Source organism: Pseudomonas sp. FeS53a (assembly GCF_000931385.1).
Classification (GTDB): Bacteria; Pseudomonadota; Gammaproteobacteria; order Pseudomonadales; family Pseudomonadaceae; genus Metapseudomonas; species Metapseudomonas otitidis.
Genome location: NZ_JYFT01000008.1, coordinates 152,681 through 173,513 on the forward strand (window position 1 = coordinate 152,681; position 20,833 = coordinate 173,513).

25 protein-coding genes are annotated in these 20,833 nt (G+C 63.6%); 6 read left to right on the forward strand and 19 right to left on the reverse strand.

The window, feature by feature from the left end; translation table 11 throughout:
- The 3 genes from SZ55_RS03370 to SZ55_RS03380 all read right to left on the reverse strand — a co-directional run bounded on the left by SZ55_RS03370 (position 1) and on the right by SZ55_RS03380 (position 1,997).
- On the reverse strand, positions 1 to 672 hold the full coding sequence (locus tag SZ55_RS03370; RefSeq protein WP_236692384.1) for an urease accessory protein UreF: 672 nt from the start codon (positions 670 to 672) through the stop codon (positions 1 to 3).
- A 17-nt stretch (positions 673 to 689) separates the two neighbouring features.
- The gene (gene ureE, locus SZ55_RS03375) at positions 690 to 1,190 is read right to left on the reverse strand and encodes an urease accessory protein UreE (RefSeq protein WP_044401288.1); all 501 of its coding nucleotides are present in this window, start codon (positions 1,188 to 1,190) and stop codon (positions 690 to 692) included.
- A gap of 171 nt (positions 1,191 to 1,361) precedes the next feature.
- Positions 1,362 to 1,997 (reverse strand): TetR family transcriptional regulator, encoded by a 636-nt coding sequence (locus SZ55_RS03380; RefSeq protein WP_044401292.1) that lies wholly within the window; start codon positions 1,995 to 1,997, stop codon positions 1,362 to 1,364.
- A 177-nt stretch (positions 1,998 to 2,174) separates the two neighbouring features.
- Here SZ55_RS03380 and SZ55_RS03385 point away from each other — a divergent pair, with 177 nt between their 5' ends.
- A complete protein-coding gene (locus tag SZ55_RS03385) occupies positions 2,175 to 3,281 on the forward strand; it encodes a ferredoxin reductase (protein WP_044401294.1) in 1,107 nt (368 codons plus the stop codon).
- 11 nt (positions 3,282 to 3,292) lie between these two features.
- A complete protein-coding gene (locus tag SZ55_RS03390; protein WP_044401296.1) occupies positions 3,293 to 4,375 on the forward strand; it encodes a fatty acid desaturase family protein in 1,083 nt (360 codons plus the stop codon).
- Between the two features lie 2 nt (positions 4,376 to 4,377).
- Here SZ55_RS03390 and SZ55_RS03395 read toward each other — a convergent pair whose 3' ends face one another.
- The 7 genes from SZ55_RS03395 to SZ55_RS03420 form a co-directional block, all read right to left on the reverse strand.
- Positions 4,378 to 4,599: a hypothetical protein gene (locus SZ55_RS03395; RefSeq protein WP_044401299.1), complete on the reverse strand. Its 222-nt coding sequence runs from the start codon at positions 4,597 to 4,599 to the stop codon at positions 4,378 to 4,380.
- Positions 4,600 to 5,141: 542 nt separating this feature from the next.
- Positions 5,142 to 6,470 carry a hypothetical protein gene (locus SZ55_RS27855; RefSeq protein ID WP_152644429.1) on the reverse strand — a complete coding sequence of 443 codons (1,329 nt, stop codon included), beginning with the start codon at positions 6,468 to 6,470 and terminating at the stop codon, positions 5,142 to 5,144.
- 792 nt (positions 6,471 to 7,262) lie between these two features.
- On the reverse strand, positions 7,263 to 8,585 hold the full coding sequence (locus SZ55_RS27860; RefSeq protein WP_152644430.1) for a hypothetical protein: 1,323 nt from the start codon (positions 8,583 to 8,585) through the stop codon (positions 7,263 to 7,265).
- Between the two features lie 231 nt (positions 8,586 to 8,816).
- A complete protein-coding gene (locus SZ55_RS28240) occupies positions 8,817 to 8,984 on the reverse strand; it encodes a hypothetical protein (protein ID WP_160298831.1) in 168 nt (55 codons plus the stop codon).
- Between the two features lie 226 nt (positions 8,985 to 9,210).
- Positions 9,211 to 9,612 (reverse strand): hypothetical protein, encoded by a 402-nt coding sequence (locus tag SZ55_RS03410; protein ID WP_044401307.1) that lies wholly within the window; start codon positions 9,610 to 9,612, stop codon positions 9,211 to 9,213.
- Positions 9,613 to 9,614: 2 nt separating this feature from the next.
- Positions 9,615 to 10,382 carry a hypothetical protein gene (locus SZ55_RS03415; RefSeq protein ID WP_152644431.1) on the reverse strand — a complete coding sequence of 256 codons (768 nt, stop codon included), beginning with the start codon at positions 10,380 to 10,382 and terminating at the stop codon, positions 9,615 to 9,617.
- Positions 10,383 to 10,925: 543 nt separating this feature from the next.
- Positions 10,926 to 11,399 carry a hypothetical protein gene (locus tag SZ55_RS03420; RefSeq protein ID WP_044401313.1) on the reverse strand — a complete coding sequence of 158 codons (474 nt, stop codon included), beginning with the start codon at positions 11,397 to 11,399 and terminating at the stop codon, positions 10,926 to 10,928.
- A 274-nt stretch (positions 11,400 to 11,673) separates the two neighbouring features.
- Between SZ55_RS03420 and SZ55_RS03425 the strand changes: the two genes are divergently transcribed.
- Positions 11,674 to 13,725: an AsmA family protein gene (locus SZ55_RS03425; protein WP_044401316.1), complete on the forward strand. Its 2,052-nt coding sequence runs from the start codon at positions 11,674 to 11,676 to the stop codon at positions 13,723 to 13,725.
- 15 nt (positions 13,726 to 13,740) lie between these two features.
- Here SZ55_RS03425 and SZ55_RS03430 read toward each other — a convergent pair whose 3' ends face one another.
- The 6 genes from SZ55_RS03430 to SZ55_RS03455 form a co-directional block, all read right to left on the reverse strand.
- Positions 13,741 to 14,187: a GyrI-like domain-containing protein gene (locus tag SZ55_RS03430; protein WP_044401319.1), complete on the reverse strand. Its 447-nt coding sequence runs from the start codon at positions 14,185 to 14,187 to the stop codon at positions 13,741 to 13,743.
- 83 nt (positions 14,188 to 14,270) lie between these two features.
- The gene (locus SZ55_RS03435; protein ID WP_044401322.1) at positions 14,271 to 14,807 is read right to left on the reverse strand and encodes a ferritin-like domain-containing protein; all 537 of its coding nucleotides are present in this window, start codon (positions 14,805 to 14,807) and stop codon (positions 14,271 to 14,273) included.
- Between the two features lie 114 nt (positions 14,808 to 14,921).
- Entirely contained in the window at positions 14,922 to 15,263 is a 342-nt protein-coding gene (gene osmE, locus SZ55_RS03440; RefSeq protein ID WP_044401324.1) for an osmotically-inducible lipoprotein OsmE, read from the reverse strand.
- A 148-nt stretch (positions 15,264 to 15,411) separates the two neighbouring features.
- Complete coding sequence (osmE, locus tag SZ55_RS03445; protein WP_044401327.1) at positions 15,412 to 15,756, reverse strand: osmotically-inducible lipoprotein OsmE; 345 nt, start codon at positions 15,754 to 15,756, stop codon at positions 15,412 to 15,414.
- A gap of 117 nt (positions 15,757 to 15,873) precedes the next feature.
- On the reverse strand, positions 15,874 to 16,086 hold the full coding sequence (locus SZ55_RS03450) for a hypothetical protein (protein WP_044401330.1): 213 nt from the start codon (positions 16,084 to 16,086) through the stop codon (positions 15,874 to 15,876).
- A gap of 95 nt (positions 16,087 to 16,181) precedes the next feature.
- On the reverse strand, positions 16,182 to 17,447 hold the full coding sequence (locus SZ55_RS03455) for an Hsp70 family protein (RefSeq protein WP_044401333.1): 1,266 nt from the start codon (positions 17,445 to 17,447) through the stop codon (positions 16,182 to 16,184).
- Between the two features lie 131 nt (positions 17,448 to 17,578).
- Here SZ55_RS03455 and SZ55_RS03460 point away from each other — a divergent pair, with 131 nt between their 5' ends.
- A complete protein-coding gene (locus SZ55_RS03460; RefSeq protein WP_044401336.1) occupies positions 17,579 to 17,848 on the forward strand; it encodes a PsiF family protein in 270 nt (89 codons plus the stop codon).
- Between the two features lie 25 nt (positions 17,849 to 17,873).
- Here SZ55_RS03460 and SZ55_RS03465 read toward each other — a convergent pair whose 3' ends face one another.
- On the reverse strand, positions 17,874 to 18,311 hold the full coding sequence (locus SZ55_RS03465) for a YqaA family protein (protein WP_044401339.1): 438 nt from the start codon (positions 18,309 to 18,311) through the stop codon (positions 17,874 to 17,876).
- Between the two features lie 244 nt (positions 18,312 to 18,555).
- Here SZ55_RS03465 and SZ55_RS03470 point away from each other — a divergent pair, with 244 nt between their 5' ends.
- Positions 18,556 to 19,425 carry an isocitrate lyase/PEP mutase family protein gene (locus tag SZ55_RS03470; RefSeq protein WP_044401343.1) on the forward strand — a complete coding sequence of 290 codons (870 nt, stop codon included), beginning with the start codon at positions 18,556 to 18,558 and terminating at the stop codon, positions 19,423 to 19,425.
- Positions 19,426 to 19,530: 105 nt separating this feature from the next.
- Positions 19,531 to 19,797 (forward strand): DksA/TraR family C4-type zinc finger protein, encoded by a 267-nt coding sequence (locus SZ55_RS03475; RefSeq protein WP_044401346.1) that lies wholly within the window; start codon positions 19,531 to 19,533, stop codon positions 19,795 to 19,797.
- A gap of 7 nt (positions 19,798 to 19,804) precedes the next feature.
- Here SZ55_RS03475 and SZ55_RS03480 read toward each other — a convergent pair whose 3' ends face one another.
- Together SZ55_RS03480 and SZ55_RS03485 are read right to left on the reverse strand one after the other, a co-directional pair.
- Complete coding sequence (locus SZ55_RS03480; protein ID WP_044401348.1) at positions 19,805 to 20,395, reverse strand: hypothetical protein; 591 nt, start codon at positions 20,393 to 20,395, stop codon at positions 19,805 to 19,807.
- Positions 20,396 to 20,412: 17 nt separating this feature from the next.
- Positions 20,413 to 20,814 (reverse strand): DUF3592 domain-containing protein, encoded by a 402-nt coding sequence (locus SZ55_RS03485; RefSeq protein WP_044401351.1) that lies wholly within the window; start codon positions 20,812 to 20,814, stop codon positions 20,413 to 20,415.
- Between the last annotated feature and the right edge of the window lie 19 nt (positions 20,815 to 20,833).

The following is a 20,833-nucleotide window of genomic DNA, read 5'->3' on the forward strand; positions in this document are numbered from 1 at the left end:
CTAGGAACGGAACAGGCGGCTGTACTGGCGCTCGTGCGCCATGCTCGCCAGGGCCAGGCCGAAGGCGGCGCTGCCCCGTGGGTGGGAAGGGGATGTGCGGGCGGCCAGGCTCGCGGCCTGGAGGCTCGGCAGCAGGTGCGAGGTGAGGCGCTGGGCGGCCTGCTGGCCCAGGGGCAGGGTCTTCATCAGCACGGCCAGCTGGTTCTCCAGCCAGCCCCAGAGCCAGGCGCCAAGGGCCTCGTCGGGGCGGATGCGCCAGGCGCGGGCGGCCAGCGCCCAGGCGACGCCGAGGGTGGGTTCGCCCTGGCSSGCCAGGGCGTCGCGGGCTGGGGCATCCAGCTCGGGCAGGCCCTCCAGCAGCTGTTGCAGGGAGTAGCCCATCTGCCGGCATTCCAGGTGCAGTTCGCGGGTCTCGCGGCTGGCGCGCTGCTCGGCGCCCAGTTGCAGCAGGCGTGCCCAGTCCTCGTCGGCGGCGGCCTGGCAGAGGTCGAGCAGCATGGGCGCTTCGAAGCGGGCGAGGTTGAGGCGCAGCTGGTCGTCCAGCCAGCGCCGGGCGCTCTCGGTGTCGTGCACCTGGCCCTGGTCCACGGCCATCTCCAGCCCCTGGGAATAGCTGTAGCCGCCGATGGGCAGCTGGGGGCTGGCCAGGCGCAGCAGTTGCCAGGCGCCCAGCGAGGGGGCGGCTTCGCTCACGGGCGCACTCCGAACTGGTGCAGGCGCGGGGCGTAGTTGAAGTCGGCTTCCAGCTGGTGGGAGTGGTGGTGGCCGCCACCGTAGGCGCCGTGCTCGGGCTGGAAGCCGGCTTCCACGGCGGTCACCGTGGCACCGAGCTGTTCGAGCATGGCCTTGAGCACGTAGTCGTCCAGCAGGCGCAGCCAGCCGTCGCCGATCTGCAGGGCGACGTGGCGGTTGCCCAGGTGGTAGGCGGCGCGGGTCAGTTCGAAGGCGCTGGCGCAGGTGACGTGGAGCAGGGCCTCGGGCCGGGCACGGACACGCACGACGCGGCCATCCCCGGCCAGCAGGCAGTCGCCGTCGCGCAGGGGCGGCTGGCCCCGTTCGAGAAACAGCCCGACGTCTTCACCGGCGACGGTGAAGCAGCGCAGGCGGCTCTTGCTTCGCGCTTCGTAGGTGAGCAGCAGTTCTTCGTCCCACTGCTCGCGGGGCGGGAGGCGTTCCTGGATGACCAGCATGGGCAGTTCCGGCAGTGTGCAATGCCGGTGCCTGAGCAAGGGGCTTGCCAAGACGGCGAAACGCCCGGGGCGCGGGCCTGTGGCGCGTGGGTGCGCAAGGATGGGGCGCTCGGGTGCGCGCTAATGGTGCGTGGCGTGGGTCGAAATGGTGCGCTGACGCTTCGGTCAGCTTCAGGCCCGGCCGAGGCCGTGCCAGTGCTTGCCGCCGATCATGATGAAGCGCAGCTGCTGGGTGATCTTCGCCGCCGGGGTGAGGTGCGCCGGCAGGTCGCGGGCGGGCGGGTCGATCAGCTCGGGCAGGGTGGCGAAGACGGTCTTCACCACCAGGTCGGAGACCACGTCGAGGGCGTCGTCGTCCAGGTGCGGCATGCGGTTGATCAGCTTGAGGTCGGCGGCCAGGTCGTCGGTGATGCGCTCGCGCAGGGCGGCGATGGCCTGGCGCACCGGTTGCGAGCCGCCGTACTGCTCGCGGGCGAGGAACAGGAACTGGCCACGGTTGGCGGCGACGGCGTCGAGGAAGATGCGCACCGAGGCGTCGATGATCCCGCCCATCTCGAATTCGTTGTGGCGCACCACGCGGATGGTGGCGCGGAAGGTCTCGCCCACTTCCTCCACCAGGGCCAGGCCGAGCTGGTCCATGTCGGCGAAGTGGCGGTAGAAGCCGGTGGGCACGATGCCGGCGGTGCGGGCGACTTCCCGCAGGCTCAGGCTGCCGAAGCCGCGTCCGCTGTCCATCAGCTGGCGCGCCGCGTCCATCAGGGCGTGGCGGGTCTGCTGTTTCTGTTCCGAGCGGGGCGTCGTGGACATGGAGCGAAGTCGAGGCCGAAGAATGGGCCGCACTCTAGGGGCTGTCACTGCATTGGTGCAAGTTGCGCGGCGCCCGGTGGGGCTGGAGGGCGGGTGTCGGTTTTCTCAGTGAACGACTGTTGACTGGAATTCCCGCCTTCAGGCAGCCTAGTGCACGACTGTTCACTGGATAGATCCATGGCCCTCATCCCCTTCTCCCTGGCCCGCCGACTCGGCGCGTGGCTGGCTCCGTTGCGTGCGCTGGTGCGCCGGGCCTGGCTGCGCGAGTCGGAGGTGGATTTCTTTCTCGCCCGGCTGCACCCGGTGCTGCGCCTGAACCGGGTGTTCGCCCGCGTCGAGGGGCGTCGCTGGGTGGCCCAGGACATGCTGGCGCTGACCCTGCGCTGCAACGGCAACGCCCGCCACTGGCGGGCCGGCCAGCACGTGCAGCTGCACCTGGCGCTGGACGGCGTGCGTCTGGCGCGCAGCTACAGCCTGACGGCCGTGCACGGCGATGGCCGTGTCGAGCTGGCGGTGCGTCGCCAGCCGGGCGGGCGCCTGTCCGGCCACCTGCTGGAGCGGGTGGAGGTGGGCCAGGTGCTGGAGCTGGGCCAGGCCGAGGGCGAGCTGAGCTGGCCCGAGGGGCAGGGCGATGTGCTCCTGCTGGCCGCCGGCAGCGGCATCACGCCGCTGCTCGGCCTGCTGCGGGAGGCGCTGGCGCGGGGCTTCTCCGCACCGGTGACGCTGCTGCACTACGTGCGCGAACGGGGCCAGCGGGCCTTCGTCGATGAGCTGCTGGCCCTGGCCCGCCGCTACCCGAACTTCAACGTGCGCTGGGGCCTCAGCGGCGATGCGCCGGCGCCCGGTGAGCTGGCCGGGCGCTTCCAGCCGGAGCACCTGGCCGGGCTGGCGCCTCGGGACCTGCTGGTCTGCGGCCCCCACGGCTTCGTCGACACGGTGCGCCAGTGGTGGCAGGCCGCGCCCCGCGCCGGTCACCTGCAACTGGAAGCCTTCAGCCTGCCGCGCATGGCGCCGTCTTCGGCCAGCCAGACCGTGCGCCTGGGCTTCGCCCGCTCCCGCGTCGACGGTGAGGGCGACACCCACGGCAGCCTGCTGGAACAGGCCGAGGCCCTGGGCCTGCGGCCGGCCCACGGCTGCCGCCAGGGCGTCTGCGCGCAATGCACCTGCCGGCTGCTCAGCGGTGCGGTGCGTGACCTGCGCAGCGGTGCCATCCAGCACGAGCCCGACCAACCCATCCGCCTCTGCGTCAGCGCCCCGGTGGGCGACGTGACGCTCGACCTGTGACGAGGACTGCCATGCGCCACGACCGCCCCCTCGATGCCGAGGCCGCCCGTGCCTTCGGCGAAGAACTGGACGCCCTGCGCCAGCGCACCCTGACCGACCTGGGCGAGACCGACGCCCGCTACATCCGCCGCGTGCGCAGCATCGCCCGGGCCTGCTGCTGGAGCGGCCGGGCCCTGCTGATGCTGGGCTGGTTCCCGCCCACCTGGCTGCTGGGCAGCCTGCTGCTGGGGCTGGGCAAGATCATCGAGAACATGGAGCTGGGCCATAACGTCATGCATGGCCAGTACGACTGGATGAACGACCCGGAATTCGCCGGGCGCACCTACGAGTGGGACATCGTCGGGCCGGCCGACTTCTGGCGGCATACCCACAACCACATCCACCACACCTACACCAACGTGCTGGGGCACGACGACGATGTCGGCTACGGGCTGGTGCGGCTGTTCCCCGAGCAGCGCTGGAAACCGTTCTTCCGCTGGCAGCCGCTGTGGGTGACGCTGCAGGCGCTGCTGTTCCAGTTCGCCGTGGCGGTGCAGCACCTGCGCCTGGACAAGTACCTCAAGGGCCGCATGACCCTGGAGGAACTGCGCCCGCGCCTGCGCACCTTCAACGCCAAGGTGCTGCGCCAGCTGGTCAAGGACTACGGGGTGTTCCCGCTGCTGGCGCTGCTGCTGGGCGCCAATGCCTGGGCGGTGCTGGCGGGCAATGCGCTGGCGAACCTGATCCGCAACCTGTGGACCTTCACGGTGATCTTCTGCGGGCATTTCACCGAGCGGGCGGCGGTGTTCCCGCCTGAAGTGCTGGAGGGGGAGACCCGTGGCCAGTGGTACCTGCGTCAGCTGCGGGGCTCCAGCAACCTGGAGGGCGGCCCGCTGCTGCACTTCATGACCGGCAACCTCAGCCACCAGATCGAGCACCACCTGTTCCCCGACCTCCCGGCCCGCCGCTACGGCCAGCTCGCGGTGGAGGTGCGGGAGATCGCCCGGCGCTACGGGCAGGAGTACAACACCGGGCGCCTGTCCCGGCAGTTCGCCACCGTGCTGCGGCGCATCTGGGTCTACCGCCGGCCGGAAACCGCGCTGCCGGCGGCCTGACCTCAGGCGACGCCGTGGGCGCGCAGCAGGCGGTCCGAGCCGCCTTCGGCCAGCCACTGGTCGGGGGCCTGCTGAACCCGGTTGCCGGCCAGCGGCTCCACCACCGGCCGTTCGGCCGCGCCATCGCGGGCTTCACCGAGCACGGGCGGGTGTTCGGCGGGCAGGGCAAAGGCGGCGCTGGACAGGACGCTGAGGAAGAGGGCGGCGAGGGCGTGGGCTTTCATGATCGGACTCCTCTGCAAGGGGGGTGAAAGACACGTTGCCTAGGGTACGGATCGGGCGCCGGGGGAGAAGTGAAGGTGGGCGATGGTGGTCATTGATGGAGGTGATGGAGGGCCGTCTTGGTGCGTAGTCGAACGTGATGCGCGTGCTGCGTAACATCTGTTTCGACACTACTTCAGGCATTGGAGCCGATGTATTCAGCTAACTTCTTTGAACTCTCTTAAGTCCTTTTCGGGGCGGTATCGGTCGCGCGTACCGTCGCGAATGTTCTGGCCGCTGGAGCAAGCGTGGCGGGTTGTCTCCTGCTTAGAGGAGCCGTTGTGGATCAGGCTGCGCAAAGAGGGCGATATTGCGATCTTCGAGCACCCGGGCAGGACCAACGTCATCAAACGAGTCGCCGAACTAGCGCCCGGCAGCATTTACGTACAGGTTGATAGCAAGAACAACAGCCTGGACAGCAGAGCCCTGGGGTCAATACACCTGACAACTATCCAGGCCAAAGCCATCACCGTTATAAGCGAGAAGGACCATATACCTCGCTTAATCACTCATTGAAAATAACACTGACGTTAAATGCCTCATCAGTAACGGGGCTTATCCGGTAGAAATACTCCTGCGCGATTTTATTGCAGCCCTCTACAAGCGCACGCTTCTGCTTCTGAGTCAACGCCCTACCGTCCAGCACTGCTTCGACGTGCCCATCAAACAACAGCGTTTCTGGATTTTGCTCGGAAAAATAAGCGAAAGCTTCATCCACTGCGGCGAATGCCTGACGGACAAGCGTATCGTAGGGGACATCACGAGCAAATGTAATGACGTAAGAAAACGACTCACCGGAGTAGCGCTTTGCGTACTCGAACAATCGGTTTTCACACTCAAATTCAACCGTACTCTCACCCAGAGCGTCTGTAATGAACAAGACGTATGCCAAACCGTGCATCCTTTGTGCGTTGAACAGGCAGCATGCCAAACCACCACCGAATGCTTCCAACAAAGTAAATCGATATCCTTCAACAGGAGACTGGAGATACGCACGAGTTTGCGAAAACGCATGATCATAAAAATAAAGCGTAAAATCTTCCTTGAACGATACGTATACGCCCTCCTTTTTCGGCAGATAAGACCAAATCTTTTTCCCGGGGAAAATTCGAGTCAGTCCATTAGGGGCTAGTGAAAACAACTCACCACACCATTGAAATACCCATACTCCGTTAACGATTTTGGGAGAGTAGAAGCCACTGCTGTCTGAGTCGATCACATAGCTATCAACCACTTCCCTCCTGACCGGATCATAAACATCACACCGGGCTTGACTATCTGCCAACTGAATCGACATCAGCAGCAAATCGCCGATGCGCTCGAAGTCGGTCAGCCTATCTGCCTGATAGAGCCTTTGCTCACGCCCATCCGCAGTGACCACAAAGAACTCCTTAGATCTCCGGCGATGAAATAAAAACTCTCCTCCTATATACCCCTCAAAACTCAAGAGGCGCTCTTTGATATCAAATACGATTTGACCATTTTCACGCTTTAGCGTGTGCGCCAACATGGGGTAGTCACGTCTATCTTCCGTGTAAATCAGACCGCCATAAGCCACGGAGTTAATCCGCGAATCAGCCTCAACGATTTCAGGCTGACCTCCTTTCGCACAGCACATTTCAACCCGATAGATGCCGTCCTTTATTACCGAAAACACCCGCCCATCTTCATCTGTAAAAAATCCCTCCGTCGCCTCGCTGTTATAGACAATTGGACTGCCTGCCTTGGCAACGTCCCAAATAATTCCAGATTCAATCAAGAACAGCTTGTCAGTACAAATCTGAAAAATGCCTTGGGCTCCAGAGCAAATTATCGCCTTGCCATAGTCATTCATTGATCACCCTGCCACATCAGATAATTTCCACCAGACTGAATAATTTTCTCCAGAACATAGCGCAACTCCTTTTCCATGAAGATCTCAACCTCTTTCTGTCTAGAGATCCGAGGGATTTGCATAATTTCAGAGGGCTTGCTATATCCGTTAGCTTCTGCCCTCTTAAGTGTTGCAAGAGCTCGCTCAGGATTCTTATTAGCAGATCCCGCTAAATATTCAATTATTTTGCTGAAATCCCCCGGGCGAGCGAAAAATAGCCACTGCGCATCAATCTTTTCCTGCGGTATTCAGAAAGTATGTGCCAAATCAACATAAAGCTGACCCGATTTCTTGTACATCTTTTGCCGCCTCCTTCATGGAAACTCACAGTAAATAGAGGCTCTCAAGCATCTGCCAGTTCTTCACTTCCGTATAAATAATCTTGCCATTCTTATCGTGGTTAGATCATGGATCTTAGCCGGGCATGTATCGCTTTTCCGCCCTGACTAGCGTCCGGTCCTTGGCCATGACCTTGATCTGCGACACCCGCAGCACCGCAAGCTCGCGCCGGGCTGTACCATCTCGCGGAGGATGCCGTCGATGTGGAAGGCATCGTGACCTTCGAACACCCGGAGACGCACGGGATCAACGTCATCAAACGAGTCGCCGAACTAGTTCCCAACAGCATTTACGTACTGGTTGATAATAAGAACAACAGCTTGCACAGCAGAGCACTGGGGTTTATCCCTCTGACAACTATCCAGGCCAAAGCCATCACCGTTATAAGCGAGAAGGACCATATACCTCGCTCAATCACTCAATGAAAATGACTTTGGCATTGAATACGTCACCGGTGACTGGGCTGCTGCAATAAAAGTAACGCTGGGCTACCTGACTGCAAGCCTCTTCTATTGCCTGTCTTTGACCCAAACTTAGCGCGCCAGTGTACATGATGACTTCAACACAACCATCGAACTGCAGCGCCTCTACATTGTTTTCCGAAAAATAACTAAATGCTTCATCCACTGCTGCGATAGCTTGGCGCAAAAGCGTGTCGAAGCAAACCCCCGGCGCAAAATTAGCAACATAGCCAAATGAGTCACTCTTGAGACGCTTAGAATATTCGAAAGACCGGTCTTCACAAGAAATTTCAACAGGGCCGTCCTTAATAGCTTTATTTGCAAATAAAGCGTACGCCAGACCTGTCATTTTTCCTTCCTGCTGCAAATAGCATACGAATCCACTCTCGAATGGCTCAAGCATTGAGAATACAAATCCTTTCACAGGGGATTCGAGAAGAAACTGAACGCGCGATAAGGACGTATCATAAAAATAAAGCACAGACTCATCCCCAAACGCGATATAAGCACCACCGTCTGAGAACATATATGATAAGACTTTCCTATTAGGGAATGCCCTGGCTATTTTGTTTGAGCGAAGCAAAAAGAATTCATTGCCCCATAGAAAGCCCCACCCATCAGGACCCTCGGAAACCCCAAAAAAACCATAGGCATCAAAGTCTACCGAATGGCTATCTACCAAACATTTACCGTTCAGATCGTAGACATCACATCTCGCTTTTTCATCTTCTAGCTGTACGGAAAACAAAACAAAATTACCAGCTCGCCCTATGTGCGTTACATCATTTGACTGATAAAGCTTCTGCTGCTGTCCGGTCGCATCTACTGAAAGCAGCTCTTTTTCGCGACGGCGATAAAATAGAAAATCTCCACAAAAGAACCCCAAAAAAACAACATATCGCTCCTTGATCTCAAATATCAGCTCTCCAGCAGCATCATGAAGGCTATGGGACACGGATGGGTAGCCTCGCCTATCTACCGTATACAAAACCCCCCCATAGTTCTCAGGCTCTGAATCCTTATGAGCTATATTCATCGAAGCCTTTACTAGGCTGCCATTCTCAAGGTGATATACGCCATCTGAAAGAAACACAGAAAATTTTCCAGTCTCGTCAAGACCGGCGCCTGCTAACCCATCAGCCTGAAGTACAAGATCTAGTTTTTCGCTAGAAATATCCCACAAATACTCAAGGCTACGTAAAAAAACCTTATCAGCACAAACATTAAAACTACTTTCAAGGCGAGAGCAAATAACTGCCTTTCCGAAATTTTTCATTTCTCAACCTTCCACGTCAGATAACTTGCCGCTAAATTTAAAAAACCTGCTCAAGCACAGGTGCTAAACGATTATCCATATGCTCAATAATTTTTATCTAATTGCCCGCTTTAATAAGCTAGGAAGTATGGGGTCTCAGGCATCTGCCAATTTTTCACTCCTATATAAATGATCTGGCATTTCTTATGGCCAGATCATGCATATGGTGCAGGTATCGCTTTTCCGCCCTGACTAGCGTCCGGCCCTCGTCCATAGCTTGGTCATGACCTTGATCCGCGACACCACCGCACCCATCCGCCCCAGCACGCCGTGGCGCTTGGCAAAAGGTGACGGCAATCGACGCAGGCTGACGGCCTCGGAAGGGGAGTCGACGGGTTCGAGAGAGCGGGTGGTGGGCATCGCAGAATCCATTGCGTTGGAGGCCGGCGGACAGCAGGCGTAGTCCCAGCCTGCCAAAACCTAGCGCGCCATCGCACCCTAGGCAGGGCGCGATGGCGCGGTGCAAGTAAACCACAGATGAAGCGCCCGGAAATGGGGGGAAGCGAGGAATACGTGGTGGTTCCGATGCGGGGAGATGGCGCGTCTGCAGAGGCACAAGCCAACAGCACGACGGAGTGCGCAGAGCCTATTCGATCAGTTCGTGATACTCACACTCGATGACCTCGTCCGTAACGTTGCAACGATAGACCTCTTCATCCCCCTGTGATTCTCCCTCAAGATCCTCAAGCCCAACTACGTCGAGCAACTGGAGCATGTCTTCAAGGAAGGTGTCGCCATGCGCCTCCATTTCCCAGGCCCAGGTGAAACGTCCATCCGCAACCGCAGCTCTTCTGAAGGAGCTGAAGAAGAGAGCGTACTTGGCAACGGGCTGAAAGCATTCCAAAGCGTATTCATCCAGCCCAGCGAAAGCACTTTCCAGCTTGTGGAGTTCCATCCCCGCAGCTGCCTGCTCCAGTAGCGCAAGAATGATCGGGTAGCGGTCCGACGTTGCGTTGCCACTAATGGTTATGAAGTAAGGAGTAGCCATATTCAGTTCTTCACCAAGGCCCAGATGTCGAGCAGAAATTTAGGAGCCTTACCTGTTTCCAGATCGTTCTTGAAGTCACTCAGGAAACGCGCACGGGTTTCAATATTGATATCAGGCCGGCGAGGGAATTTCCCCCTATCAGCCATAAGCATCAGCTCTTTTATGGAATTTAAAAAGTGCTGCGAGAAAGAGCCACTCCACACGCCCACTTTCTCAGAAAATTCAATTCGTTTGCCTTGTAACACCAAAGGAGATTTCTCAATGAGCCGATAGAAAAACTTCCAAGATGAGGAAAACTTACTGTCATCGAAGCATGCGGCATCCCAAGCGTCCCGATTTTGAGATTTCAACCACGCCAATACACCGCTAGTCCACGCTTCGAAATAGGCACCACGAAGACTGCAATTTTTTTCAAATTCCAGGAACTCAAGCAACTCAAGCTGCTGCTCGATGGCCAACCCCACATACAGGAAATCAGTCAGCAAAAGGGTATCGAGACACTCCTGCGTGTACTCCTTGCCCAGCGACTCTGATACATGCTCGTTGCCGTCATCATCTCGAAACCGCATGCGCTGCTCCACGATCGAAAGCCATCGAGCATGACTCTGTTCTGGATGCCAAAAAAGCTCTCTGACTTTTAGAAAATCGGGCGCATCCTTCTCTACAGTGCCGTCGAAGTAAAGTGCCCGCAGTCGCTCAACTTCACTTGCGCTGCACCAATCAAAGTAATTGGCACTTTCCAGTCGGGCCCAAAGCTCTTTACGGTCCATACGCAGTCCTATTCTCAATTTTCAAAGGCTTCTCCCCGGTTCCCTTCGTGGTGATCGCCCCAATATTCTCTGCGATACGATCGAGACTGAACTGTTTAGGGGACTCGGTGTTTGGCTTCAACTCCTGACCCGGTAACTCACCGTTACCAGAACAGGATTTATCGCTCGTGATATTCCATAACTCCAGCGCTTCCGGATAGAGCAGGTCACGCGAGCCATTATAAGGTCACCTTAAGGAAGCTCCGAAGCGGTCAGCGACGGGCATTTGCCTGGCGACCGAATCGCTTTTCAGCCCGGTCTTCGGCGGCAGGCTTTCACTAGAACCCGGCTTTTGACCGGGTTCAGCCTCTTACAGGCACACCTCTCCCGTATTCGTCAGCAAGTACCAGCGCGCCATCTGCCGATTTGAAAGAGCGAATAGCGTGACCTAGGTCTTATTTCAGCGGATCGGTCGGGACTTTGCCGGAGCCTCCCTAACCGATGCACAGCCAACAAAAAGCCCGGCCTGTGCCGGGCTTTGACTGCAGTGACCGCTGGCCCGCATCAGGCCACGCGGTTGGTGCGATCAGCACCGCCTTCAGCGACGCGGAAGCCTTGGGTACGGTCCGAGCCGTCCTCGGTGACGCGGAAGCCCTGGGTGCGGTCCGAACCGTCCTCGGCAACGCGGAAGCCCTGGGTGCGAGCCGAACCGTCTTCAGCGACGCGGAAGCCCTGGGTGCGGGCCGAACCGTCCTCAGCAACGCGGAAGCCTTGGGTACGAGCCGAACCGTCTTCGGCAACGCGGAAGCCTTGGGTGCGGGCCGAACCGTCCTCAGCAACGCGGAAGCCCTGGGTGCGAGCCGAACCGTCTTCAGCGACGCGGAAGCCCTGGGTGCGGTCCGAACCGTCTTCGGCGACACGGAAGCCTTGGGTACGGGCCGAGCCATCTTCGGCAACGGTGTAGGACACGGCGGATTGGACGACCGGTACAGCGAACAGGCCGGCGAGGAAGAGGACGGCGAGGGCTTGGCTTTTCATGGTGGTTCTCCTGGAAGTGGGGGCCGTTGTGGCGACGGGGCCTATGTTCCGCAGCGGCACGCTGGTCAGGAAGTGAACAACCGCGATAGTCGCCATCGACATCGCTGATGGTTGGAAATACCGTGTCGAATCAGTGCCTTGCGCCCCTTGGGCGGCGCGCTGCGAGCGTGATCCGAGTGACGGGGCGGCTCGTTTGCGGAGTCATCCGGTGCGTTTGCCAGTCGGATGGGAAAGGCCGGTAGTGGCTCGCTGATACCGAACACGGGAGATAGGCATGACGCGCGGACGCAGAATCCTCGCTTGGACCGTTGGCAGCCTGGTGGCCGTGCTGGTCGGGTTGGGGGTGTTCATCGCCACCTTCGACTGGAACCGCATCAAGGCGCCCCTCAATGAGCGGGTGTCTGCAGCCCTTGGGCGGCCGTTCGCCATTCGCGGGGACCTGAGCGTGAGCTGGCAGCGCGAGCCCGCCGAGCCCGGCCTGCGCGCCTGGGTGCCCTGGCCCCACGTGAAGGCCGAGGACCTGGTGCTGGGCAACCCGGAGTGGGCTGGCGAAGGCCCCTTCGCCAGCCTGGCGCGGGTGGAGCTGAGCCTGTCCCCGCTGCCCCTGCTGTGGAAGACCGTGAGCATTCCCCGCATCGACCTCACCGAGCCCCGTGCCGACCTGCGGCGCCAGGCCGACGGGCGCAACAACTGGACCTTCGACACCCCGCAGCAGGACGGCGACGCACCGTCGGCGTGGACGCTGGACATCGGCGCCATCGGATTCGACCAGGGCGAGGTGAAGGTGGACGACGCTCCCACCCAGACCCGTCTCACCCTGCAGGTGGACCCGTTGGGCCAGCCCATTCCGTTCAGCGACATCGTCGGCGAGCAGGTCGCCGGCAAGGCGGCGGAGCAAGGCGCCACGCCTCAGGACTACGCCTTCGGCTGGAGTGCCAAGGGGCGCTACAAGGGCCAGACCCTGACGGGCACCGGCAAGGTCGGCGGCCTGCTGGCGCTGAAGGATGCCCGGCGGCCGTTCCCGCTGCAGGCTGATGTGCGCATTGGTGCGACCCGTATCGCGGTGGCCGGCACCCTCACCGATCCGACCCACCTGGGGGCGTTGGACCTGCGCCTGGCGCTGTCCGGCGACAGCCTGGGCAATCTCTACCCGCTCACCGGCGTGACCCTGCCGGACACCCCGGCCTATTCCACCGATGGCCGCCTGGTGGCGCAGTTGCGCGACGCCGGTGGAGCGCAGTTCCACTACCAGGGCTTCAACGGCGCCATCGGCGACAGCGACATCCACGGCGACCTGCATTACCTGGCAGGGCAGCCCCGACCGAAGCTCTCCGGCGCGCTCACCTCCAACCAGTTGCGCTTCGCCGACCTGGCGCCGCTGATCGGCGCCGATTCCAACGCCGAGAAGAAGGCCCGTGGCGTCACCCGCCAGCAGCCGGCGGACAAGGTGCTGCCGGTGGAGGAATTCCGCACCGAGCGCTGGCGGGTGATGGACGCCGATGTGCGCTTCACCGGCAAGCGCATCGTCCACAGCGACAAGCTGCCCTTCAACGACCTCGAGGCCCACCTGGTGCTGGACGACGGCACGCTGAGCCTGGAACCCCTGCGCTTCGGCATGGCCGGCGGCACCCTGGAGTCCAGCGTGCGCCTGGAGGGCGGCCGCGTGCCCCTGCAAGGCCGCGCCCGCCTCAGTGCGCGGCACTTCAAGCTCAAGCAGCTGTTCCCCACCTTCGAGCCGATGCGCACCAGCTTCGGCGAGCTGAACGGCGACGCCGACCTGGCCGGCAGCGGCAACTCCGTGGCGGCGTTGCTGGGCAGCGCCAACGGCAACCTCAAGCTGTTGATGAACGACGGCGCGGTCAGCCGTGGGCTGATGGAGATCGCCGGCCTCAACCTGGGCAACTACCTGGTGGGCAAGCTGTTCGGTGACGACGAGGTGAAGATCAACTGCGCCGCCGCCGACCTGCAGGTGACGCGGGGGCTGGTGACGCCCCGGCTGTTCCTGCTGGACACCGAGAACGCCCTGGTGCAGGTGGACGGCAGCGCCAACCTGGCCAGCGAACGGCTGGACCTGACGGTGAGCCCCGAGTCCAAGGGCTTGCGCATCTTCTCCCTGCGCTCGCCGCTCTACGTGCGCGGCACCTTCAGGAAGCCCGATGCCGGGGTCAAGGCGGTGCCGCTGCTGGCGCGGGGTGCGGGCATGGTGGTGCTGGGGGCGGTGGTGGCACCGGCGGCCGGCCTGCTGGCGCTGGTGGCGCCCAGCGAGGGCGGCAGCAACGCCTGCCAGGGCCTGTTGGCCAGGCCCCAGGCCAAGCCCTCGCGCTAGGCGAGGGCGGCGGGGTCAGAACACCGGCACCCAGAGCAGGGTTTCCGACTTCGGGTCGTGGGGCCCGTGGAAGCCGTCGCCGTATTCCTCGAAGCAGATGCCGGGGCTGGCCTCCAGCCCGCGCTCGGCGAGCAGGAAGTCGTGGATCACCTGGAAGCTGAGGGCGATGTCCGGCGTGCTGCCGACGTGGGTGAACACGGCGTAGCGACCGGCGGGGACGTCGATCAGGGTCATGCCATCCGGCACCGGGGTGCCGGGCTTGACCGGGTAGCCGGCCAGGTAGCCCAGCTCGCCGTTGGGGCGGTGCAGGCAGAGCCCGCAGGGCACGCCATCGCGGCCGCTGATTTCCTCGCTGCGGGGCAGGAAGCGCTCCCACAGCTGGCCGATGTCCTCGGGCGGGGCGTCCGGACGTTCCAGTCCGATGACCTGAAAGGCGGGGCGTTCGATGATGCGCGCGCGCATGGCCGTGTCCTCTTCGGCAGTCTGCTCGGCAGACTGTGCGGCCAGCGCGCGCCGGGATCAAGGGGCATGATGGCCCCGGGCGATCATTCCTTGAGGTCTTCGAGGATATCGGCCATGTCGTCGGCGTGCTCCTCCTCCTGGGCGAGGATCTCCTCGAACAGGCGGCGGGTGGTCGGGTCCTTGTCGCCGAGGAACTGCACGATCTCGCGGTAGCTGTCGATGGCGATGCGCTCGGCGATCAGGTCCTCGGTGACCATCTCGCGCAGATTGCGGCCGGCCACGTACTGGGCATGGGAGCGCGCCTCCAGCCCGGCGGGGTTGAAGTCGGGCTCGCCGCCCAGCTGCACGATGCGCTCGGCCAGCTGGTCGGCGTGCTGCAGCTCCTGCTGGGCATGTTCGAGGAACTCGGCGGCGGCGATGCTCGCCTTGAGGCCGGTGGCCATGTAGTAGTGGCGCTTGTAGCGCAGGTGGCAGACCAGCTCGGTGGCCAGGGCTTCGTTCAGCAGGCGCAGCACGGTGGGGCGGTCGGCGTTGTAGCCCTCGGTCACGGCGCCATCCAGCACGTTCTGGCGGGCGCGCTGGCGCAGGGTGTTCACATCGGTCAGTTGCACGTCACTCATCACGGTTCTCCTTCACGGGTTCTCGGGCCGTGGCGCGACTCTGGGGTCGCAGGCGCTGCGGCCTCCCTGGTGTGTGAGTGCGGCGAAGCGGGAAAAGTTTAGGAAATCTGTGCCTCAGAACAGCCCGTCGCGTTCCACCGTCTCGCGCTGGCCGCAGGTCATGAAGCCGCTGTGCTGCACGCGGCCATCGGCGCCGAAGCTGACGTGGTAGGCCTGCTGGTGGCCCTGGTGGTTGAGGATGTAGTTGTTGCACGAGCCAGGGTGGATGCTGCGCTGGACGATGGAGGACGGGCGTCCGCCGATGGCCAGCACCTGCTCCTTGCTCATGCCTTCCTTGACCTGGCGCACCAGGGGCTCGTTGCGGAAGGTGAGGTAGTCGGTGGGGTTCTCGATCTTCGTCGCACAGCCGGCCCCCGAGGCCAGAGCGGCTGCAAGCAGGAGCGCGCGTGAATGCATGCACAGTCCCCGTCATGTTCGGCTGTTGATAACAGCGCTTGGACAGCAGGGAGCGCCCGCGGTTCGCCCGGATCGGGGCGGCGGGTGTGCGTCAGTCGGCAAATACGGCACGGGGCCATCCCGGGGCGGGGCCCCGGGAGGCGCGGCATCAGCGCTTGGCGGCCTCGGCCTCGTTGCGCTCGTGCTGTTCGCAGGTCATGAAGCCCTTGCCATCGACCCGGCCGTTGGCGTCGAAGCTGACGTAGTAGGGCTGCTGGTGGCCTTCCTTGTTGAGCACGTAGTTGTTGCAGGTGCCGGGGTGCACCACGCGACGCACTTCACTGGAGGGTGGGCCGCCGAGGGTGAGCACCTGCTGGCGGTCCATGCCGTCTTCCACCTGCTTCACCAGTGGCTCGTTGCGGTAGGTGACGTAGTCGGTGGGGTTTTCCAGCTTGGTGGCGCAACCGGTCACGGCGGCCAGGGCCAGAGCGGCGGGCAGGATGTGCTTGTACATGAAGGTGTCCTCGTATGGGGCGCGATGGGCCTACGGGACTTTCGAGCACGGGCTCGCTTGGAGAGTTCGAGGAATATTTGCACGGCGCCCCGGCGGATCGGCAGGGGCGGCGCGGGTTCAGCGGGCGGCGTCTTCGGCGGCGTCCAGGCGGGCCTGGTTCTGGGCGTTGGCCTGGTCGATCTGCTGCTTGAGCTGGTCGGCCTGCTGTTGCAGCTGGCGGGCCTGGTCGGCCTGTGCCTTGGCCTGGGCCGCGCCGGTGGCGGCGGTTTCGCCGAGGCCGCAGCCGCTGAGCAGCAGGGCGGCCAGGGTGAGGAGAAGCGGTGTGCGCATGAGGGTGTCTCCGGTGACGAGGCCCTCAAGGTGCTCCCGCCGCCCGACGCCGGCAAGCGGGGCCGGCGCGAATGGACGCGGGGGCCGACCTGCGGTCAGCCGTAGCGCTTGCGCGCTTCGATGGCCAGACCGCTGCCGATGCTGCCGAAGGCGTTGCCTTCGACATGGCGGGCGTTGGGCAGCAGGTCGGCGACGCAGCGGCGCAGGGCGGGGATGCCGCTGGAGCCGCCGGTGAAGAACAGCGTGTCCACCTGCTCCAGGGCGACACCGGCCTGGGCCAGCATGGCTGTGACGCTGGCGCGGATGCGCTCCAGCAGCGGGCCGACGGCCTCCTCGAAGCCGGCGCGGTCCAGCGGCGCCACCAGCCCGGGCTCGACGCGGCCGAGGTCGATGGGGCGTTCCAGGGCTTCGGTCAGCTCGATCTTGCTGTCTTCCACCTGCATGGCCAGCCAGTGGCCGGCGCGCTGCTCGATGAGGCGGAACAGGCGGTCGATGCCGGTGGTGTCGACGATGTCGTAGCGCATGTTCTTCAGCGCCAGCTGGGACTTCTGCGCGTAGACGGCATTGATGGTGTGCCAGGTGGCCAGGTTGAGGTGCACGCTGGTGGGCATCAGCGCGTCGCTCTTCATGCGGCTGCCGTAGCCGAACAGCGGCATCACCCCGGCGAGGGAGAGCTGCTTGTCGAAGTCGGTGCCGCCGATGTGCACGCCGCCGGTGGCGAGGATGTCGCCCTGGCGGTCGGCCACGTCGCGGCGCGCAGGCGACAGGCGCACCAGGGAGAAGTCGGAGGTGCCGCCGCCGATGTCGACGATCAGCACCAGCTCCTCGCGCTGGATCTCGCGCTCGTAGTCGAAGGCGGCGGCGATGGGTTCGTACTGGAAGGAGACGTCCTTGAAGCCGAGCTTGTGGGCGACGGCCACCAGGGTGTCCTGGGCCTCGCGGTCGGCCTCGGGGTCGTCGTCGACGAAGAACACCGGTCGGCCCAGCACCACCTGCTCGAAGGGGCGGTCGGCGGCGGCTTCGGCACGCTTCTTCAGCTCGCCGATGAAGATGCCCAGCAGGTCCTTGAAGGGCAGGGCGCTGCCCAGCACGGTGGTCTCGCTCTTGAGCAGCGGCGAGCCCAGCAGGCTCTTGAGCGAGCGCATCAGGCGGCCTTCGTAGCCTTCCAGGTATTCGTTCAGGGCCTGGCGGCCGAAGGCGGGGCGACGCTCTTCGGTGTTGAAGAAGATCACCGACGGCAGGGTGACCTTGGCGTCCTCCAGGACGATCAGCGGCTCGCAGTCCGGGCGCCACCAGCCGACGGTGGAGTTGGAGGTGCCGAAGTCGATGCCCAGGGCGCGGGCGGGGAGGGTGGTGCTCATGGTACGAACGGTCCGAGGGTGGAAAAACGGCCGCGCACTATACGCGAGGCGAGGGCGGCTTGCGCGCCCGGCCCGGCGCAGTCCGTCGCACCGTCTAGACTTGCCGGCACCACCGCCCTGGGAGTCACGCCATGAAGACGCTCCGCCTGCCCCTGCTCGTCCTCGCCCTGCTGGCCAGCCTGCCGACCCTGGCCGCCACCCCGCAGGAGAAGATGAAGTCCTGCAACGCCGACGCCACCGCCAAGGGGCTCAAGGGCGACGAGCGCAAGGCGTTCATGTCGCAGTGCCTGAAGATCACCCAGCAGGAACGCATGATCAATTGCAACAAGACGGCCTCGGACAAGGCGCTCAAGGGGGACGAACGCAAGGCCTTCATGAGCGAATGCCTGAAGAAGCCGTAGGCCGCTCACGGCCCATCGTGACGACTTATCCCCAGCCCAGCGCCAGGGCCGCCACCACGGCGTAGCGGCCGGCCTTGGCCAGCAGCACCAGCAACAGGAACACGCCGAGCGATTCGCGCATCAGCCCGGCCACCAGGGTGAGCGGGTCGCCGACGATCGGCAGCCAGGACAGCAGCAAGGTCCAGCGGCCGTAGCGCAGGTAGTGCCGACGGGCCCGCTCGATGGCGGATTCCGATACGGGGAACCAGCGCTTCCGGCGGAAATCCGCCAGGTAGCGCCCCAGCAACCAGTTCACCAGCGAACCCAGCACGTTGCCGACGGTGGCCACCAGCAGCAGCGCCCAGGTCGGCTGCGCGCCGTTGAGCAGCAGGCCGAGCAGCACGGCCTCCGACTGCAGGGGCAGCAGGGTGGCGGCGCCGAAGGCGGCGAGGAACAGGCTGGTGTAGGCGAGCAGGTCGGTCATGCAGGCGGGGACCTCTCTGGGATGGGGGCTGGCAACGGGATGCGGGGCGCAATCTAGCGACGGACGCGGCAAAGGTGAACTGCTTTCTGCGCGCGGTGGCCCTGCGTTCGGTGGCCATTAAGGAAGCTGAAAGACGGAGGCGCGTAGAATGCGCCCACGGCCTATCCGCCGGTCGGTGTGACCTGGGGGTGCGATACTTGCATCCTTCTCGTCGATCAACCTTGCCTGCTGTCTGGACATCACAATGAGAAGAGCCTCCCACCATGAATTGCGCACGGCGTTCCGTGCGTTGCTGAACTCCTCCGCCTGCCACCACACCGCTTCGGTGTTCGACCCCATGTCCGCGCGCATCGCCGCCGACCTCGGTTTCGAGGTGGGCATCCTCGGCGGTTCCGTCGCCTCGCTGCAGGTGCTGGCAGCGCCGGACTTCGCCCTCATCACCCTCAGCGAGTTCGTCGAGCAGGCCGTGCGCATCGGCCGCGTGTCCCGCCTGCCGGTGATCGCCGACGCCGACCACGGCTACGGCAACGCCCTCAACGTGATGCGCACGGTGGTGGAGCTGGAGCGCGCCGGCATCGCCGCGCTGACCATCGAGGACACGCTGCTGCCGGCCCAGTTCGGCCGCAAGTCCACCGACCTGATCAGCGTCGAGGAAGGCGTCGGCAAGATCCGCGCGGCCCTCGAGGCGCGGGTCGACCCGGACCTGGCGATCATCGCCCGCACCCACGCCGGGGTACTCGGCACCGACGAGGTGATCGCCCGCACCCAGGCCTACCAGGCCGCCGGTGCCGACGGCATCTGCATGGTCGGGGTGGAGGACTTCGAGCACCTGGAGGCCATCGCCGCCGGGCTCCACGTGCCGCTGATGCTGGTCACCTACGGCAACCCCAAGCTGCGCGACAACCAGCGCCTGGCCGACCTGGGCGTGCGCATCGTGGTCAACGGCCACGCCGCCTACTTCGCCGCCATCAAGGCCACCTACGACTGCCTGCGCGAGCAGCGCCACATCGACACCAGCGCCCCGGAACTCAGCGCCACCGAGCTGACCCACAAGTACACGCTGCCCGAGGACTACATCGTCTGGGCGCGGGAGTACATGAACGTGAAGGAATAGCCCGGAGCGACCTCCACTTGTCGCCCACCGGCCCACGGCCTTGCAAAAGGCCGCCGGCCGCCCGCATAACTCCAGGGTCATCGACAGCGAGAACGGGAGGTTGGGATGGCCAGTGGCTGGGCGGGAGACGGCGCGGTGCAGGAGCAGATCGACAGCACCATCGAAGACGCCGTGCAGCGAGCACGCAGCCAGTTGCCCAAGGGCGAGAGCCTTACCCATTGCGAAGAATGCGACGCCGTGATTCCCCAGGCGCGCCGCGAGGCGGTGCCGGGCGTGCGCCTGTGCGTGAACTGCCAGGCCGAACACGACCGCGAGAATGCCGCCTACGCCGGCTACAACCGGCGTGGCAGCAAGGACAGTCAGTTGCGCTGAGGGCGCGTCAGAACAGCGCGCCGAGGTAGGCCGCGCCGCCGGCGCCCGCCTGCAGGCCGACGTTGGCACCGCCCATCACCAGGGCGCCACGGGCCGACTTGAGCAATTGCTGGGTCAGCATCGGCGACACCGAAAGGCTGGTCAGCGGGCTGGCGTTCATCAGCATCACCGCCGCCAGCAGCTTGGCGTCCAGGCCGAACAGCATGGCCGTGCCGGAGACCCCGGCGAGCACGCCGGCGCCCACTTCCATGTACAGGCAGGGCCCGGTGATCTCATCGCGGGTCAGGTCGCGGTCCTTGATGTCGTCGGCGACGAACACCGCGCCGTCGCTGGGGAAGGCTTCCGCCGCCCCGGCACCGCCGATGCTCTTGCCCTTGATCTTCACGTCCACCTTGCCGAAGCGCGGCAGCTTGGCGCCGATACCGAGGCCGGCGCCGATGCCGCCATAGCGGAACGGCAGGTCCTGGCCCTGGGGCGAGCGCAGGGTGATGGAGCCGCCGCCCCCGGCGACGAAGGCGATGGTCAGGCCACCGCCGCTGGCGGTGACGTACTGCCAGCGGCTGGGGTTGGCGGGGAAGGGAATGGGCATCTGCGACATGGGTACGTCCTTGTGGGTCAGGGGCGGCGGCCGAAAAGGGTCATCAGGCCGGTGGCGGTGAACACCGCACCGAGCACGCCGAGCAGGGCGGCGGTGCCCCACAGCGCGCCGAAGTCATCCACCACGGCACTGCCGGTGGGGTCATTGGCCTGGTAGTGGACCTTCACCGGCTGGCCGACCTGGTAGCCGAAGATCAGTCCGCCCTGGGGGTAGGAAACCCGGGCGCCGGTGCTGTCGGTGAAGGCGATCTCCGGGTGCGAGCCGCCGGCGTTCAGGGCGACCACGGCACCGTCGGCGACCAGGGCCGACTGCAGGAAGCCCATGCGGGAAGAGGCGTTGATGGCCATGGCGGCCAACAGGGCCAGGCCGAGGAGGGCGAAGAGACCGCCCTTGAAGAGGGATACCTGGGGTTCCGACATCCTGTGGGTTCCTGAACGT

Coding starts and splice junctions, on each gene's coding strand:
- SZ55_RS03410 (WP_044401307.1), bottom strand. CDS start 9,612: ATGGCTACTCCTTACTTCATAACCATTAGTGGCAACGCAACGTCGGAC.
- SZ55_RS27855 (WP_152644429.1), bottom strand. CDS start 6,470: ATGAATGACTATGGCAAGGCGATAATTTGCTCTGGAGCCCAAGGCATT.
- SZ55_RS03420 (WP_044401313.1), bottom strand. CDS start 11,399: ATGAAAAGCCAAGCCCTCGCCGTCCTCTTCCTCGCCGGCCTGTTCGCT.
- SZ55_RS03455 (WP_044401333.1), bottom strand. CDS start 17,447: ATGAGCACCACCCTCCCCGCCCGCGCCCTGGGCATCGACTTCGGCACC.
- SZ55_RS03395 (WP_044401299.1), bottom strand. CDS start 4,599: ATGAAAGCCCACGCCCTCGCCGCCCTCTTCCTCAGCGTCCTGTCCAGC.
- SZ55_RS03435 (WP_044401322.1), bottom strand. CDS start 14,807: ATGAGTGACGTGCAACTGACCGATGTGAACACCCTGCGCCAGCGCGCC.
- ureE (WP_044401288.1), bottom strand. CDS start 1,190: ATGCTGGTCATCCAGGAACGCCTCCCGCCCCGCGAGCAGTGGGACGAA.
- SZ55_RS03430 (WP_044401319.1), bottom strand. CDS start 14,187: ATGCGCGCGCGCATCATCGAACGCCCCGCCTTTCAGGTCATCGGACTG.
- osmE (WP_044401324.1), bottom strand. CDS start 15,263: ATGCATTCACGCGCGCTCCTGCTTGCAGCCGCTCTGGCCTCGGGGGCC.
- SZ55_RS03390 (WP_044401296.1), top strand. CDS start 3,293: ATGCGCCACGACCGCCCCCTCGATGCCGAGGCCGCCCGTGCCTTCGGC.
- SZ55_RS03475 (WP_044401346.1), top strand. CDS start 19,531: ATGGCCAGTGGCTGGGCGGGAGACGGCGCGGTGCAGGAGCAGATCGAC.
- SZ55_RS03425 (WP_044401316.1), top strand. CDS start 11,674: ATGACGCGCGGACGCAGAATCCTCGCTTGGACCGTTGGCAGCCTGGTG.
- SZ55_RS03465 (WP_044401339.1), bottom strand. CDS start 18,311: ATGACCGACCTGCTCGCCTACACCAGCCTGTTCCTCGCCGCCTTCGGC.
- SZ55_RS03450 (WP_044401330.1), bottom strand. CDS start 16,086: ATGCGCACACCGCTTCTCCTCACCCTGGCCGCCCTGCTGCTCAGCGGC.
- osmE (WP_044401327.1), bottom strand. CDS start 15,756: ATGTACAAGCACATCCTGCCCGCCGCTCTGGCCCTGGCCGCCGTGACC.
- SZ55_RS03485 (WP_044401351.1), bottom strand. CDS start 20,814: ATGTCGGAACCCCAGGTATCCCTCTTCAAGGGCGGTCTCTTCGCCCTC.
- SZ55_RS03460 (WP_044401336.1), top strand. CDS start 17,579: ATGAAGACGCTCCGCCTGCCCCTGCTCGTCCTCGCCCTGCTGGCCAGC.
- SZ55_RS03385 (WP_044401294.1), top strand. CDS start 2,175: ATGGCCCTCATCCCCTTCTCCCTGGCCCGCCGACTCGGCGCGTGGCTG.
- SZ55_RS28240 (WP_160298831.1), bottom strand. CDS start 8,984: ATGCCCACCACCCGCTCTCTCGAACCCGTCGACTCCCCTTCCGAGGCC.
- SZ55_RS03470 (WP_044401343.1), top strand. CDS start 18,556: ATGAGAAGAGCCTCCCACCATGAATTGCGCACGGCGTTCCGTGCGTTG.
- SZ55_RS03480 (WP_044401348.1), bottom strand. CDS start 20,395: ATGTCGCAGATGCCCATTCCCTTCCCCGCCAACCCCAGCCGCTGGCAG.
- SZ55_RS03380 (WP_044401292.1), bottom strand. CDS start 1,997: ATGTCCACGACGCCCCGCTCGGAACAGAAACAGCAGACCCGCCACGCC.
- SZ55_RS27860 (WP_152644430.1), bottom strand. CDS start 8,585: ATGAAAAATTTCGGAAAGGCAGTTATTTGCTCTCGCCTTGAAAGTAGT.
- SZ55_RS03415 (WP_152644431.1), bottom strand. CDS start 10,382: ATGGACCGTAAAGAGCTTTGGGCCCGACTGGAAAGTGCCAATTACTTT.